15 protein-coding genes are annotated in these 15,490 nt (G+C 48.0%); 9 read left to right on the top strand and 6 right to left on the bottom strand.

Features of this window, described 5'->3' with window-relative positions:
- Positions 1–689: 689 nt before the first annotated feature.
- The 6 genes from vanR (at position 690) to abc-f (ending at position 6,325) form a co-directional block, all read left to right on the top strand.
- On the top strand, positions 690–1,385 hold the full coding sequence (vanR, locus tag WMO65_RS24905; RefSeq protein WP_033139589.1) for a VanR-ABDEGLN family response regulator transcription factor: 696 nt from the start codon (positions 690–692) through the stop codon (positions 1,383–1,385).
- Positions 1,363–2,523, top strand: a complete 1,161-nt coding sequence (locus WMO65_RS24900) for a sensor histidine kinase (RefSeq protein ID WP_103732029.1) — start codon at positions 1,363–1,365, stop codon at positions 2,521–2,523. The genes vanR and WMO65_RS24900 overlap by 23 nt, the downstream gene beginning before the upstream one ends.
- A 134-nt stretch (positions 2,524–2,657) precedes the next feature.
- Positions 2,658–3,620, top strand: a complete 963-nt coding sequence (locus WMO65_RS24895) for a D-alanyl-D-alanine carboxypeptidase family protein (protein ID WP_225305316.1) — start codon at positions 2,658–2,660, stop codon at positions 3,618–3,620.
- Between the two features lie 159 nt (positions 3,621–3,779).
- Complete coding sequence (locus WMO65_RS24890; protein WP_033139591.1) at positions 3,780–3,983, top strand: helix-turn-helix transcriptional regulator; 204 nt, start codon at positions 3,780–3,782, stop codon at positions 3,981–3,983.
- Entirely contained in the window at positions 3,980–4,411 is a 432-nt protein-coding gene (locus tag WMO65_RS24885) for a hypothetical protein (protein WP_148393857.1), read from the top strand. Before WMO65_RS24890 ends, WMO65_RS24885 begins: the two co-directional genes overlap by 4 nt.
- 390 nt (positions 4,412–4,801) lie before the next feature.
- Entirely contained in the window at positions 4,802–6,325 is a 1,524-nt protein-coding gene (gene abc-f, locus WMO65_RS24880) for a ribosomal protection-like ABC-F family protein (protein ID WP_148393859.1), read from the top strand.
- Here abc-f and WMO65_RS24875 read toward each other — a convergent pair.
- Positions 6,322–7,284 carry a phosphotransferase family protein gene (locus tag WMO65_RS24875; RefSeq protein ID WP_148393861.1) on the bottom strand — a complete coding sequence of 321 codons (963 nt, stop codon included), beginning with the start codon at positions 7,282–7,284 and terminating at the stop codon, positions 6,322–6,324. The genes abc-f and WMO65_RS24875 overlap by 4 nt on opposite strands.
- Positions 7,281–8,606 carry an MATE family efflux transporter gene (locus WMO65_RS24870; RefSeq protein ID WP_148393863.1) on the bottom strand — a complete coding sequence of 442 codons (1,326 nt, stop codon included), beginning with the start codon at positions 8,604–8,606 and terminating at the stop codon, positions 7,281–7,283. The genes WMO65_RS24875 and WMO65_RS24870 overlap by 4 nt, the downstream gene beginning before the upstream one ends.
- Before the next feature lie 169 nt (positions 8,607–8,775).
- On the opposite strand from WMO65_RS24870, the gene WMO65_RS24865 reads away from it, so the two are divergent.
- Positions 8,776–11,223 carry an ATP-binding cassette domain-containing protein gene (locus tag WMO65_RS24865; protein WP_148393886.1) on the top strand — a complete coding sequence of 816 codons (2,448 nt, stop codon included), beginning with the start codon at positions 8,776–8,778 and terminating at the stop codon, positions 11,221–11,223.
- Between the two features lie 58 nt (positions 11,224–11,281).
- Here WMO65_RS24865 and WMO65_RS24860 read toward each other — a convergent pair whose 3' ends face one another.
- The 4 genes from WMO65_RS24860 to WMO65_RS24845 form a co-directional block, all read right to left on the bottom strand.
- Positions 11,282–11,932 carry an ABC-2 transporter permease gene (locus WMO65_RS24860; protein ID WP_148393884.1) on the bottom strand — a complete coding sequence of 217 codons (651 nt, stop codon included), beginning with the start codon at positions 11,930–11,932 and terminating at the stop codon, positions 11,282–11,284.
- Positions 11,929–12,792, bottom strand: a complete 864-nt coding sequence (locus WMO65_RS24855; RefSeq protein WP_148393882.1) for an ABC transporter ATP-binding protein — start codon at positions 12,790–12,792, stop codon at positions 11,929–11,931. Before WMO65_RS24855 ends, WMO65_RS24860 begins: the two co-directional genes overlap by 4 nt.
- Before the next feature lie 2 nt (positions 12,793–12,794).
- The gene (locus WMO65_RS24850; protein ID WP_148393881.1) at positions 12,795–13,172 is read right to left on the bottom strand and encodes a GntR family transcriptional regulator; all 378 of its coding nucleotides are present in this window, start codon (positions 13,170–13,172) and stop codon (positions 12,795–12,797) included.
- 70 nt (positions 13,173–13,242) lie between these two features.
- A complete protein-coding gene (locus tag WMO65_RS24845) occupies positions 13,243–14,127 on the bottom strand; it encodes a LysR family transcriptional regulator (RefSeq protein WP_243128871.1) in 885 nt (294 codons plus the stop codon).
- A gap of 112 nt (positions 14,128–14,239) precedes the next feature.
- On the opposite strand from WMO65_RS24845, the gene WMO65_RS24840 reads away from it, so the two are divergent.
- A complete protein-coding gene (locus WMO65_RS24840) occupies positions 14,240–14,809 on the top strand; it encodes a chromate transporter (RefSeq protein WP_148393880.1) in 570 nt (189 codons plus the stop codon).
- Positions 14,802–15,365, top strand: coding sequence for a chromate transporter (locus tag WMO65_RS24835; protein WP_033139601.1), 564 nt, complete (start codon positions 14,802–14,804; stop codon positions 15,363–15,365). Before WMO65_RS24840 ends, WMO65_RS24835 begins: the two co-directional genes overlap by 8 nt.
- The last annotated feature ends 125 nt before the right edge of the window (positions 15,366–15,490 follow it).

Raw genomic sequence — 15,490 nt, 5'->3', positions numbered from 1 at the left:
TTGATATATACATTATAATACGATTGGGAACCAATATCAAGAAAATATTACTGGAGCATGACATATACTTATACGCAAAACGACCGACACCATTACAGTGCCGACCGCCTGCGACGAAAAAGAATATTCATACTTTTGGTTGCAAATAAATGATACAACATAATTGGGATTAGAGCAATAGATAATTGTGGACAGTTTTCGACATTACGCCAACATATGTCGTTTGTATCTATATCCTATGGGACGTTCCTCTGGATATGCCTTGTAATATAGGTACAGGGCATACTGTACGGATACGCTGCCGTGTGCGGGTAACTCAGGGTTCTTCTTCAATGCCGCACTATATAATAAGTAGGCATCGTGATTTTCAAATACAAGATTGTTTTTCGTGCGTGCCACCTTCTTTTTAAAATAACGAACAGATGTTCTTTTTTGTGCTTTAATTATACGAATATACGTTCGATTTGTCAATAATAAAAAGCTGGCAGTTTTTGGCTGCCAGCTTCTCAAACTATATTGTATCATCTCTCTCATTTAGTTAAATATAAATGTATTAGGTATTATTGGGTTAGTCACAAGTTAGTCACAAATATGTCATAAATTGGCGTATATAAGGTAAAATTCTTAGGATAAACTTAATAAATTCTCAACGATTTCCTGGTATGATAGCGAAAGGAGGAGGATTAGAAATGGCAGAAAAGATACTGGTAGTGGATGACGAGAAAGAGATTGCTGATCTGGTAGCGCTTTATCTGGAAAATGAGAATTATCAGGTCTATAAATATTATACAGCAGAGGAGGCAGTGGCCTGTATTGAAAGGGAAAAGATAGACCTGGCCCTGCTGGATATTATGCTTCCCGGTATGAGCGGTCTGGAAATATGCAGAAAGATCAGGGAAACATACACATTTCCTGTGATCATGCTGACCGCAAAGGGGGAGGAACTGGATAAGATCACCGGCCTGAGCCTCGGAGCTGACGATTATATCACAAAGCCATTCCGGCCTCTGGAGCTGGTGGCAAGAGTGAAGGCCCAGCTCCGCAGGTATAAGAGGTACAACTCCGGTTATGAAGCGGATGCAGATATTCTGGAGCATTCCGGCCTTGTGCTGAATATCAGGACACATGAATGTACACTGGATGAAAAACCTCTTTCCCTGACACCTACAGAATTTTCGATCCTGCAGATTCTGTGCAGGAAGAAGGGAAAAGTGGTGAGCGCGGAGGAATTGTTCCATGAGATCTGGGGTGATGAGTATTTCAGCAAGAGCAATAATACCATAACAGTGCATATCCGCCACCTGAGGGAGAAGATGAATGACTCTTTTGAGAGTCCGAGATATATCAAGACAGTCTGGGGGTATGGATATAAAATTGAAGGATAAGATTTTGTTTCTTTTAAAAATCATCATTGGCGCCTGTGTGATATTTATGATATGTTTCGGTATTTTTTATGTTGTGGATATTTACGGGAACGGCCTGGTGCTGGACTGGATCGCTGACAAATTTGTATCCACTTCCGTGCAGACCAATACAACGACAGGAGCGGAGTTTTACAAACAGGAGATTTCCTGGTTCGCGGTGAAAGATTTTCTGCTGAAGTGTTTTTGTATCGTTTCGCTATTTATTTCAGCAGTTATCTATTTTACCATTCATTTCTATACAAAGCGTAAAGTGGCAGACACAGAAAAAGAAGCGGGAAAGCTGATCCGCAGGTATATGGATACTGAAAATGCCCGGGCGGAAGATGTGTTTGCACAGCAGTACGCAGAGATCGGAACGGAGATGGAGCGTGTAAAGTCGGTCATGCGGCATCACGAACAGGTATTGAAAGAGGAAAACAGGCGCAAGAGCGATCTGCTGACATATCTGGCCCATGACCTGAAGACTCCGCTTACCTCTGTGATGGGGTATCTGAGCCTGCTTAACGAGGCGCCGGATATGCCGGAGGCACAGAAGGAAAAGTATGTGGGGATTGCTTTTGACAAGGCCTGCCGTCTGGAAAGCCTTTTAAATGAGTTTTTTGAGATCACCCGCTACAACCTACAGGAGATACCCCTGGAAAAAGAGACCATTGACCTGTATTATATGCTGGTGCAGATGATGGATGAATTTTATCCGATTCTCACTGCCCACGGAAATACAGCAGAGCTGCGCGCAGATGAGGAACTGAAACTGTACGGAGATTCGGAAAAGCTGGCAAGGGTCTTTAACAATATCCTGAAAAACGCTGTGGCGTACAGCTATCCGGACACAGTGATCCGGATCACTGCCCGGGAGGCAGGGGAAAATATGGAAATCTCTTTTGCAAATAGGGGAAAAACCATACCAAAGCAGAAGCTGGAATCCATCTTTGAGAAATTCTTCCGTCTGGATGAGGCCCGGGGCAGCAACACAGGAGGCGCAGGGCTGGGACTGGCGATCGCAAAGGAGATCGTGGAACAGCACGGAGGAACCCTGCGGGCAGAAAGCAAAGATGAACTGACGGTATTCTATGTGTCACTCCCTCTTCGCCAATCCTGAAAAATGGCAGCATCTTAGGATTTTCTTAGGAAAATATCAACTGAATATTAAAGTAAAGAACTCCCCGGACAGATATAATGTCATTAAGAACAGGGGAGTTCTTTATATATACGCAGAGAGGAAGTGCTGACCTAATGGAAAAGAGAGAGAAGACGGCCAAAAGGATGACAAAAAGACAGAGGAGGAGAAGGCAGAGAAGGAGGCGGATACTGGCGGCAGTGATGCTGTCCGTGGTTTTGTTAGGCTTTTCTGCATATTTTGTTTTGGGACAGGACAAAGGGGAGATGTCTTCATGGACAGAGCAGACTGATACAGAAAGCCTGAAAGGGATCAACAGCAGAAATGCCATTCTGGAGGAGCTTAAGACAGGGAAGATATTGGCGGATAAAGGGGCAGATGACAGAATCTATCCGGCATCCCTGACCAAGATCATGACAGCGGTTCTGGCAATCGAAAATATTCCGGATCTTAAGGAGAGCATAACAGTCCCGGAGAGCATATTTCCCGGCCTCTACGCGGAAGGGGCGTCCATGGCCGGGTTTTGCCCGGGGGAAGAGGCTGTGGGGACAGATCTTCTCTACGGGGTGTTGCTTCCCTCAGGTGCGGAATGCTGCCTGGCTTTTGCCGACCGAATCGCCGGTTCGGAGGAGGATTTTGTGAAAATGATGAATGATAAGGCCGGAGAGCTGGGAATGGAGCATACGCATTTTACCAATTCCACAGGGCTTCAGGATGAGAACCATTATTCCACAGTGAGGGACATCTCTGTACTGCTTCGGTACGCTCTGGAATCGGATACCTTCCGCCGGGTATTTACCAGCAGCAGCCACAGCACCAATCCATCGGCATGCCATCCGGATGGATTTACCTTTGTCAGCACCATGTTCCGGGAGATGAACAGCGCGGCAGTGTCAGGCGGCGAGATCCTGGGAGGAAAGACAGGATACACCAAAGACGCGGGACTCTGCCTTGCCAGTCTCGCAGTCATAGACGGAAAAGAGTACATTCTTGTGACGGCTCATGCAAGGGGAGACCATGAGACGAAACAGTATCATGTGGAAGATGCGGTGAAGATATACAGTCAAATAGGGAAATGAAGTATGGTTCCCAAAGTGCAGAAAAAATCAGAGAGTGTAAATTCTCTGATTTTTTCTGCATTTCATAATTAAATAAATATGGAAAGTAAACTTGACATTGTGGGAAAGAGTGCTATAATTAATGCATGGAAAGCAAACTTTCCATATTGAGGTGATAACATGAAAAACCGGCTGGAAGAATTGAGAAAACAAAGGGGAATCAAACAGGAAGAACTGGCGGAGGCAGTGCAGGTATCCCGTCAGACAATAGGTTCTCTGGAAAATGGACGATATAATCCGTCTATCCTGCTGGCATTTAAGCTGGCAGGATATTTTGGAGTCACAATTGAAGATATTTTCATATATGAGGAGGATGCAGAATGACGAAAAAAGAAAGAAACAGACATTTTATTAACATTTCAATCGGATGTGTTCTTTTTATCCTCGGAATTACCGGAATATCGGATGAATATTATGCGTTAATGGCATGTGTCGGGGGAGCCACATTTTTTGCAAACGGAGTACTTCCTTTTTTTTCATATTTTTATTATCGGTCGCCGAAGCGAAGAAAGAAGTATGAAGAACGGCTTCATAAAAGAAAGATTAACTACATTGACGAACGTAAAAAGTTTCTTCGTGACAAAGCAGCCCACGTGTCGTATATGTTCATGTGGATGATTTTACTTCTTCTGGCCTTCATACTCACTCTGTTGAAGGTGGAATGGTGGGTGGCGGCAATGCTGGCAGGGCTCAGTGTACTGCAGTATCTCATTGCCAGTGTGGCCTTTTTCTATCTGGAGCGAAAAATGTAAAGAAAGGCTTGAAATGTATATCCGGCTGTGATATGCTGTCACCAGTATATAAAGAGAGGTGCTACGATGAGAAAATAATCTATTTTTTAAAAACATGCGGAACTGGAAGAACGATACCATGGGTATCGGAGGTTTGTCATGTTATCAGAAGATAGATTATATTCATCCAATACAAGCTTAGCTGCAGTGACAGCAGGAGAGAGATCGATACTCTTACTGTCTGCATAAGGTTATGCTGCGCGCCTTTTTAAGATGTGGTCATATTCCGTAAATTGATTGAGCGTGTATGGAAAGCATGGATATAAAAAATCGTCTGGTAACAGGCGATTTTTTTATGGCGGCAGAATGGCAGAGAGCAGCATTCTGCGCCTACTGGGAGAGTGATCTATTATGGCAAAAATAAGCGCATCGGGATTGACTTTTTGTTACGACGGAAGTTATGACGACATATTTTATGAGGCATCCTTTATCATGGATACCAATTGGAAACTTGGCCTGATCGGACGAAACGGCAAGGGTAAGACCACACTGCTCAGGCTTTTGATGGGGCAGTATTCCTACAGGGGAAGTATCAGCAGTTCGGTTTTATTCGACTATTTTCCTTTTCAAATACAAAAGGAGGATATGGAGCGTGATACGATAGAAGTGATCGAACGCATACAGCCTGACTATGAGCTGTGGAGAATCTGCAGGGAACTGGAACTTCTGCATGTGGAGGCAGATATTCTCTACCGTCCGTATCAGACGCTGAGCCACGGAGAGCGCACAAAGGTCATGCTGGCAGTGCTTTTTTCCAGGGAAAATTATTTTCTGCTCATTGATGAGCCGACGAATCACCTGGATATGGAGACCAGAGAGCTGTTGTGTGCGTACCTGAACAGGAAGAAGGGATTTATACTGGTATCCCATGACAGATGGCTGCTGGATTCCTGTATTGACCACGTGCTGGCCCTGGAGCGGAATCAGATCGAGGTGGAAAAAGGAAACTTTACTTCCTGGTGGGAGAATAAGCAGAGAAGAGACCAATATGAGATATCAGAAAACGAAAAGCTGAAACAGGAGATCAAAAAGATGGAGGAATCCGCCAGAAAGGCTTCTGCCTGGGCAGAGAAGGCGGAAAACACCAAGATTGGTTTTAATCCTTTGAAGGAACATGACAGGTTCCTGGACACAAGAGCTTACATCGGGGAAAAAGCCAGGCGCATGCAGCAGAGAAGAAAGAACCTGGAGCGCAGGCAGCAGACTGCCATCAGAGAAAAGGAACAGCTTTTGAAAAATCTGGAGCAGCCCGCACAGCTCAGACTGACACCCCTTACCCATCACAAGGAGACCTATATCAGAATAAAGGATGCTTCTGTTTCTTACGGCAGCCATCAGGTGATTCGAAACTTCAGTATGGAGCTGAAACGTGGAGAACGCATTCTGCTGCAGGGAAAAAACGGCTGCGGAAAATCCAGTATTCTGAAAATGATCCTGCGCGACGCAGGCATGCGCCTTCCCGGGGAGAAGGATCTCTGTGTACAGGGACAGCATGAGCTGGCAGCGGGGCTGGAAATTTCTTATATCAACCAGGATACTTCCTTTTTAAGGGGCAGTCTGGATGCGTATATAGAGCGGGAATCCCTGGACGGCAGCCTTTTCAGGGCAATTCTGCGGAAGCTGGATTTTGAAAGGATACAGTTTGAAAAGCCCATGGAAGAGTATTCAGAAGGCCAGAAGAAGAAAGTCCTCATAGCCTCCAGCCTTCTGAAGCCGGCCCATCTCTATATTTGGGATGAACCTATGAACTACATTGACATATTTTCCAGAATGCAGATTGAGGAACTGATCCTGGAGTATGAACCAACCATGCTGTTGGTTGAGCATGACAGGGATTTTGGAAACCGCTGTGCCACGCAGGTGATCACAATCTAGAGCCTGAGATTCAGCTCGGCAAACTTTTCTGTGAGTATTCCTGTGGACCAGTCGTACATCTGGGTGGTTTCATACTGCCTGTAGGTGTACTCCTGGGCAACCAGTACCATCAGATAGATATCATACCAGAGGGCCCGGAGCTGTTCCTCTGGTGTTAAGCATTCCTTACCGTACCCCTGAAGAAAATCCGGGTCCTGTCCGTAGGTGCGGAAGCCCACTTCCATAAGCGGGTCAGCCCAAAGACTGCGTTCCCAGTCAATGAGGCCGGAAATCCTGCCGTTTTTCACGAAGATGTTGCCGTCCCATAAGTCCCAGTGAACCAGGCAGGGCACCGTAACCTGTTCAAACAGGGACCTGCTGTTTTCAAGAAAGCTTCTGAGGGTCGGGACGGGGATTTTCAGATCCACAGACATGGCCTTGGCGTCGGAAAAGGCCATGTCCATCATGCGGCAGAAGACCGTGTACCAGTCTTTGCCCTGCATTTGGGGCTGGCCGATATAGCCGAAGGACTCCCCGGTGATGCTGTTTATTTTGCGGTTGAGCATTCCGGTATCCCTGCGAATCTGTTTTTTGACGGATTCCGGTACGGAATCTGCCAGGGAGAAGAGACTGTTTCCTTCCAGTTTTTCCATGAAAAAGTAGGGGGAGCTGCACAGGGTGAGACTGTCATCAAAAAAGAAGATTTTTGCCACAGGCACATCTGTTTTCTCGGCGGCAAGTCTCATGGCAGCCACTTCACTGTACATGATATTCTTTTCGTAGGACATGATACAGGCATCCCTTGGAGGCGCTATTTTTAAAACGGATTCCCGTCCGCTGTCAAAACGCAGAAGATAAGCCACATTAAAATATCCTTCCGTAAGTTCCAGAATCTCTGTACAGGTTTCACCGGGAAATGCTTTTTGTGCCATTTGATTCAGCGTTTCAGCGGACTGTGTGTTTTTTGTCATACTTTTCATATTGATACCTCACATTTGTTTTTTTGGTATATCCGGACGGCCCAGGCAGCAGTCACAAGATCACCTGCCGCGCATGCAGCCCAGAGAACGGTTATATTTCCTAAAAAGCCGGCAGCAAGCAGGATGGGAAGCTGGATCAGGCAAATACTTCCGATGGAAAGAAGGAAGGCCGTCCTTGCATTTCCGGTTGACTGGAAATAAGCTGCGGCTGTCTGGACAAAGCCTTTCACACAAAAGGAAAGGCTCATGATCCGCAGAGCCTGCATTCCAATCCTGCGGATTTCTTCCTGGTCTGTGAAGAAGCGGAAGATAAGGCCTGCTCCGGCCAGGGAAAGCAGGGTGATGGCAAGGCCATAGAAAAAGTCAGCCTTCAGGGCACACCGGACCGTATCCCGGATTCTTTTGTAGTTTCTGTCCCCGTAATTGTAGCCGATAATGGGCTGGATGCCCTGCATGATACCGGTAAACGGTGTGAAGAGGACAGAGGTGATGCGGCTTAAGATAGAGTAAGCGCCAAGGGCCATGGCACCGCCTGCTGCAACCAGCATATGGTTGAATACGGCAATGATAAAGCTGCTGCCCAGGTTATTCAGAAAGGAGGGCAGGCCCACAGAGACGATTTCCCCTGCCAAAGCTCTGTGAAAGCGGATATGGCGCAGGGAAATCCTGCAGGGTGTCTTCTTCCGTATAAAGAAATAATACAGGCTGGTAAGCATGGAAACAGCCTGGGAGGCCAGAGTTGCCAGGGCAGCTCCGGATATTCCCATATGAAAGACATAGATGAAAAGCGGGTCCAGCACCATATTCAGCAAAACAGGGAGAGACCACTGCAGGGTGGAATAGGAGATGTCTCCGTTGGCCCGCATTACGCCGGAAAATCCGGTGCTTATAATGGTTCCTGCCAGCAGAATCCTGCCGTAGTCACGTATGTAGGGCAGAATCTGCCCGGAGGCGCCCAGAAGTCTGACCAGAGGCTCGAACAGGCCAAGGCCCGCAAGCGTGACCAGCCCGGCGCAGATGAGCCAGAGAAAGAACATGCAGCCAACAGCGTCGGCAGCCTTCTCCTTTTCCTTTGCACCAAGCTTTCTGGACAGCACAGAGCCGGTTCCTGAGCCGACTGTGGTGGTGATGCCCCCGATCAGGACGGTCACAGGGGAGAAGACGCCGACGGCTGCGCTTGCATACCCGCCCACACCCCGGGACACATAGAAGGCATCGGTCAGGCCGTACATGCTGTATAAGATCAGGGAAAATGTGGTCTGGGAGCACATAGTGAGCAGCAGGCTTTTCAGCGGCTGCTGTCCCAAACGGTTTTCTGTCAATCATATCACCGCCTTAATAGGATTTTTTGTAACTGTTCAGCCAGGTCTGCGCATTTACTGCGCTGACCGTGTATAAGACCGGTTACGTTTTCTTTATGGTATCAGTATACAGAAAAATATTTAAAATAGCTATAGCCTGTACAACCAATCTGCAAAAAAGGAGGTATTCATGAATACGATTAAGATAACAGGCGCCTGGGAGGGCTGCCTGAAAAACATTTCCCTGGAAATACCGAAGAATAAACTGGTGGTTTTCACCGGATTGTCAGGATCCGGAAAATCCACGCTGCTGATCGATGTCCTGTACAATGAATGTCAGAGACAGTATCTGGAAGCCATGGCCTTTCAGGGAATAAACAAACCGAAAGTGGAGCGCATACAGGGCGCGTCCCCCGCCATTGTGATACAGCAGACAGCCTCAAACCGCAATCCGCGCTCCACAGTGGGAACCATGACAGATGTCTATACTGACCTGCGGATGATCTATGAGAAGCTGGGGGTCAGGACTTGTCCCCACTGCGGCAGCGTGATCTCCTCCTCTTCATGTAAGGAGGAGACTGAGAAAAAAGGAAATGATTTTTATGTTTATATGTACTGCAGTACGTGCGGCAGAAGGATGGATAAGATCACACGCACTTATTTTTCTTTTAACACCAGGGAGGGCGCATGCCCGGCCTGCGAAGGCCTGGGGAAGATACATTCCATAAAAAAGGAACGGGTGACAGACGAGTCCCTGTCCCTGGAGGACGGAGCGGTACGTTTTTTTGAAAAACAATATGGAAAATACCAGTGCTCTGTACTGAAAAAGGCCTTTGCCCACTATGGGCTTGACCAGGACTTAAGTGTACCTGCAGAGCGGTTTAGCCGGGAACAGAAAGCAGTTTTGTACGAGGGAGCTGACAGCAGCGCGGTAAAAGCGCTTTTTCCGGACCGTGAACCGCCGAAAAGTGTCACGCAGGGCAGGTTTGAGGGGATTTACCCTATTTTGTGGAGACGTCTGGCAGAAAAAAACGGGGATACAAAGCAGCTCGGGGAATATTTTGACGTGGTGGAGTGTCCACGGTGTAAAGGAGAAAGGCTTGGAGAGATCAGCCGGAAGGTGACTGTGCGGGGCATCCGTCTGCCGGAGCTTTCCCTCTTTTCCCTGGAAAAATTATACGGATGGGTGCAGGAGCTGCGGAGTTTACTGACAGAGCATGAAAAAGAATTCGTAGATGCCTATCTGCTCGATATAGAGACAAAGCTTGGACGTTTTATGAAGGTGGGGCTTGGATACCTGTCCTTAGACAGGCAGATCCTTACACTGTCCGGAGGGGAGATGCAGCGTCTCCGGCTGGCTGCAGCGCTGGATTCGGAGCTGTCCGGTATTCTATACATTCTGGATGAACCCACTGCAGGACTGCATCCGAGAGATACAGAAGGGCTGCTGGCAATCCTGAAAAGGCTCCGTGATATGGGAAATACGGTGCTTGTCATAGAACATGATGTGGATGTTATGGCAGGCGCGGACTATGTGATGGATATGGGTCCGGGTTCAGGGAAATACGGCGGGGAGGTGATCGCCGCAGGTACTATCGCTGAAATCATGCAGCAGATCGCCTCTGTGACCGGAACCTATCTGCAGAACCCCCAGCCCGGGAAGATGAGATTCAGGGCGCCTGACGGAGCTGTCCGGATTGAGAATGCGGATATTTTTAATCTGAAACATGTGTCTGTGGATATTCCCACAGGGTGCCTGGTCTCCGTCACCGGCCCTTCAGGTTCGGGAAAATCCACGCTTATCTTTCAGGTGCTTGCAAAGGGGAGAACCGATGCGCAGCAGAACCGTGTCACAGGGCTTGAGCAGTTTGACAGGATTGTGGAGACGGACCAGTCGGCACTTGCCAGAATGAAACGGTCCAATGTGGCAACATTTTCAGAGGTTTATACAGAGATCAGGAATGTTTTCGCCGGCACGGAGGGTGCAAAAAAGGCCGGTTTCTCAGCAAAACATTTTTCCTTTAACACACCTGGAGGCAGATGTGAAAACTGCGAAGGGATGGGATATGTGGAGAATAACATGCTGTTTTTTGCTAACACGGAAGTGGTCTGCCCGGTGTGTAACGGCAACCGGTTTGACAAGGGTGTGCTGGCTGTGACTTACCGGGGATACTCCATTAAGGAGATTCTGGATATGTCCGTAGATGAGGCGCGCCATGTCTTTGCAGACCATAAAAAAATCTTAAGGATATTGGCGCTGCTGCAGGATGTGGGGCTTGGTTATCTGCAGCTTGGGCAGTCGCTGACCACCTTGTCCGGCGGCGAAGGGCAGCGGCTGAAGCTGGCTAAGGAGCTGATCGAAAACCGTGGGAATAACCGGTGTCTGTATTTAATGGATGAGCCTACTACAGGGCTTCATCCGAGAGATATTGAACATTTTCTGGTACTTTTAGACCGGCTGACAGATGCCGGGAATACTGTCGTTGTGGTGGAGCATAACCAGCAGTTCATCAGAAACAGTGACTGGGTGATCGACCTTGGGCCGGAAGGCGGGGAAAAGGGCGGATACGTGATTTTTGAGGGAACGCCGGAGGCCATGAAAGCCTGTGCTGCCAGTGTTACGGCAAAATATCTCTGAATTAAAAAATCCCCTGAAAGCCGGTAAAATACAGCCGGTTTTCGGGGGATATGGTATGTCAGAATTCTGCTTTTTTAAAGATGCCGAAGCTTATACGGTACATGGCTGCCGTCCACAGAAGGAGGATAAGAGGAGAAATGCAGGTGAGCAGAAGGACAACGCTGTCTGTAAGCTCAATACCAAAACTTCTCAGAAGATAATACAGTCCCAGGCAGAGCAGTACGGGAAGCAGAAAGGCGGCGAGCATAAGTGTGCGGGCTTTTTCCGCTCCGAATTTAAAAAGCAGAGGAATGACAAGGCTGCCGAGAAAGAAGGAGATTGCCACGCCCGCAAGGCAGACTGCCAGCAGTTCCTGCCATTCAGATACGGAGGTGATATGAAATCTGCCGATTATGGCGCTGCCTGCGATTCCCAGGACACCGCCGAATACCGTGCCAAACAGACAGAAGCAAAGAAGGATCACAAATTTGCTGAGGACCAGGTCTTTTCTTGAGATTGGCATGATCATGGCGTATTTTTCCCATTTGGCGTTCTCATCGAAGCTGAATGTGGTGACAACCATCATGGCGCAGAGGATGCAGCATGTGATGACATAGGCCGCGGCGCCGCCCTGCGGGATCGTGATGAATAGAAAGATAAAGAGCATCAGGACCAGGGCTTTCATATTATGCATGATATTGTATATATCTTTTAAGATCAGACTCTTCATGACAGGACATCCCCCTTTACATACAACAGAAGTATATCGTCAATAGTTGCGTTGTCTATGACAAAATCTTTATATCTGCGCGCAGCTTTCTCTCTGTCGGCAACCAGTATATCCCACTGGTAATCCTTCTTTCTGCAGGCTAAAATGTCTTCTTTATCCAGCTTTTCAAACTGGGAGGAGCTGCAGCGGATGATACCGTAACGGTAGATCAGTTCGTCCTTTTCTTTGTCGAAAATAATTTTCCCGTTGTGTAAAAATGCAATATAGTCAGCCACCTTTTCCAGGTCTGTGGTAATATGGGAGGACATGAGAATGGAATGGTTCTCATCCTGGACAAAATCCAGGAACACATCCAGGATATCATCCCGCATCACCGGGTCAAGACCGCTTGTAGCCTCATCCAGAATGAGGAGTTTTGGGTCATGGGAGAGGGCGGCTGCGATGCTGAGCTTCATTTTCATTCCTTTTGAAAAGGTTTTGATCTCCTTATCTGCAGGGAGGGCAAACTGTTTCAGGTAGTCATGGTAGGTTTGGGTATTCCATTTTTTATAGGCGGCTGCGGAAATTTTTTCAATCTTGGCCGGTGTGAGGGATTCGTGGAAATGGATTCCGTCAAATACAACCCCGATATCTTCTTTCATGTCTTTTCTGTCTTCCGTCAGCTCTTCTCCGAAGAGGCGGACGGTTCCGTCATCCTTTCGGATCAGATCCAGGATCCCTTTCAGAGTGGTGCTTTTTCCCGCGCCGTTTTCTCCGATCAGCCCCACAATGGTTCCCCTTGGAACTGAGAATGATATATGGTCCAGCGTAAAATCAGGATACTGTTTTGTCAGATTCTCCACTTGTAAAATTGGCTCCATAGTTATTCCTCCTCCTCATAAAAAATAGATAAAAGTTCGGTCAGTTTGTCAAGCGGGATTCCGCTTGTGCGTCCGATATCCGCGGCAGCCTGCAGGTGTTCCTCTGCCTGGCGCTGCTGTTCTTCCTGATAAAAGTCTTTGTTTCTGGCGGAGACAAAGCTTCCTCTGCCTACCGTTGTCTCAATAAAACCGTCTCTTTGAAGATCTTCATAGGCTTTCTGAACCGTAATGACACTCACATGCAGAGATTTCGCCAGTGCCCGCATGGAGGGGATCGGCTCGCCGGTCTCTAATTCCCCGCTTATGATCAGAGCTTTTATCTGGGAAGTGATCTGTTCATAGATAGGCTTGCTTGTATTGCTGCTGATAATGATCTCCATGTATCAGGTCCTTTCTGTTTTATAGTGTACTTGTTGTATAAGTACATTATAGACACACGATGACATACTGTCAAGCATTTTCTGAATCGGGCGCAATACAGGATAGAAGCGCTTTCTGGGGTGCAGGCAGAAACTTGTCCCTGTGCCATACAGCAAACAATTCATTTTCCAGAGAAAGCCCATCTACGTGAAGAGGAATCAGGGTACCCTTTTCCAATTCATCCTTTACCAGAAGATCGGGAAGGACCGTGATGCCAAGCCCGGCTTTAGCCGCTTCTATGAGGGCAGGGGAATTGACGCTTACCCACAGAGGGTGTACGGAATGGCCCAGGAGCAGGAGCGTGCTGTCCAGCACATCGCGGATGGCACTTCCCTTTTCCCGCAGAAGCAGATTTTCTGAACAGAAGGTTTCCATATCCATGGAGGTATGTATACAGGGATATTGGGGAGCGCAGAGGATCTGAAGCGGGTATCTGTCAAAAGAAACGTGGGAAAATGGCCCCTGGGGAACAAAGCCTTCCAAAAGAGCCAGGTCCGCCTTTCCGCTTCGCAGAGTCTCCAGTGCGTTGGCAGCGCTCACCACCTCCACCTGTACCGTCACATCGGGCCACTGCTTCCGGAAGGAGGCAAGGATGGACGGAAGCCAGTGGATCGCAATGGTGATGCTGGATACCACATGGATGGGAGCCTGTTTTTCCAGGCTTTTTATGCGGCTGTCCAGGGACTCACAGGCAGCCAGTACGGGAAGGATTTCTTCCAGAAGCAGTTCTCCGCTTCTGGTGAGCTGGACACGTTTGGAGAGCCGGTCAAAAAGCGCGGTCTGGGCGTATTCCTCCAGCTCCCGGATGGCGTGGGAGACGGCGGACTGGGTGATGTATAGTTTCTGTGCGGCTTTTGTGAAATTCTTTGTTTCGCATACAGTCTTGAAGATGTAGAGATGGCGCAGTGTCATCATAAAGTGTTCCTCCCTGTTTTATCATGAATAAAATTAATGATTATGACAATATTATATCGTTTTACAGATTGCTGTACAAGGGTTATACTGTCTTCTTAGGGAGGATTTCAGTATGAGAGAGAAAATAAAACTATGGCTGTGGCTGGCCTGTATCAATCTGTTTATCAGCGCCTTTACCTTTGGAGGCGGATATGTGGTCGTGCCCATGATAAGAAAATATTTTGTTGAGAAAAAGCATCTGTTTGATGAGGAGGAGCTGATCCGCATGGCTGCCATTGCCCAGTCCACCCCGGGGGCGATCGCAGTCAATATGGCTTCTCTGGCGGGATACCGGGCGGCAGGGATGGCAGGGCTTGTCATCAGCGGTATCTGCTCTGTTATTCCGCCTCTGGTCATTTTATCGGTCGTCTCAAAATGGTATGCGGCGGTGGCAGCCAATACCGTCATAGCTGCTGTACTGAAAGGAATGCAGGCAGGTGTTGCCGCTCTTATTGTGGATTTTGTGGTGGATATGACACGGGCGGTGCTGAAGGAGCGTTCGCCGCTTTTGAGTACCATGACCGCTGTGGTATTTGCCATAAGCTTTCTGACAGATACCAATATTGCGGTGATCCTGCTGGTGTGCTGCGGCCTTTGTGCCGGGCGTGTATGGTTCAGGAAGAGGGGTGAGATATATGGGTAGACTTCTGCAGCTTGCAGTGACATTTTTCCAGATCGGGCTTTTCAGTATCGGAGGCGGCTATGCCATCATTCCGCTCATACAGGAACAGGTGGTAGAGCGGTTCGCATGGGTTTCCCAGAAGACATTTACTGATATCATCACCATATCCCAGATGACACCGGGACCCCTGGCTGTAAATACATCCACATTTATCGGCATACAGATAGCCGGTATACCGGGAGCGGTTCTGGCAACCTTTGGGTGCGTGATTTCCGGCATCAGCATTTCCGCCTTTTTGTACCGGCTGTTTCAGCGCTATCATAAATCAGAGTATATTATGGAGATATTAAACGGACTGAAGGCGGCTTCTCTGGGACTGATCATCTCTGCCGCCCTGACCATCCTTCTTCTGTCCTTTACCGGTACATCAGTTATATCAGAAATAAAAACAGCGGACTGGACAGCAGCGGTAATCTTTCTGTGTTCCTTTTTCGTGCTGCGCAAATGGAAGGCAAACCCCGTAGCAGTCATGATCGGAACGGGAATCGTGGGAGGCGTAATCTATACACTTTTCTAATGCCGGGAAGAATTTTCAGACACACGCTGACGCAAGTATGATATAATGACAGCAACGAGCCAAGTGGGAGCTCGCTCACATTTGGCGACTGCGACAAGATCGTGATGCAATCACGATATAATGAC

Source organism: Blautia caccae (assembly GCF_040095955.1).
In the GTDB taxonomy this organism is placed as follows: domain Bacteria; phylum Bacillota; class Clostridia; order Lachnospirales; family Lachnospiraceae; genus Blautia; species Blautia celeris.
This window is presented reverse-complemented; position numbering and strand designations above follow the sequence as displayed.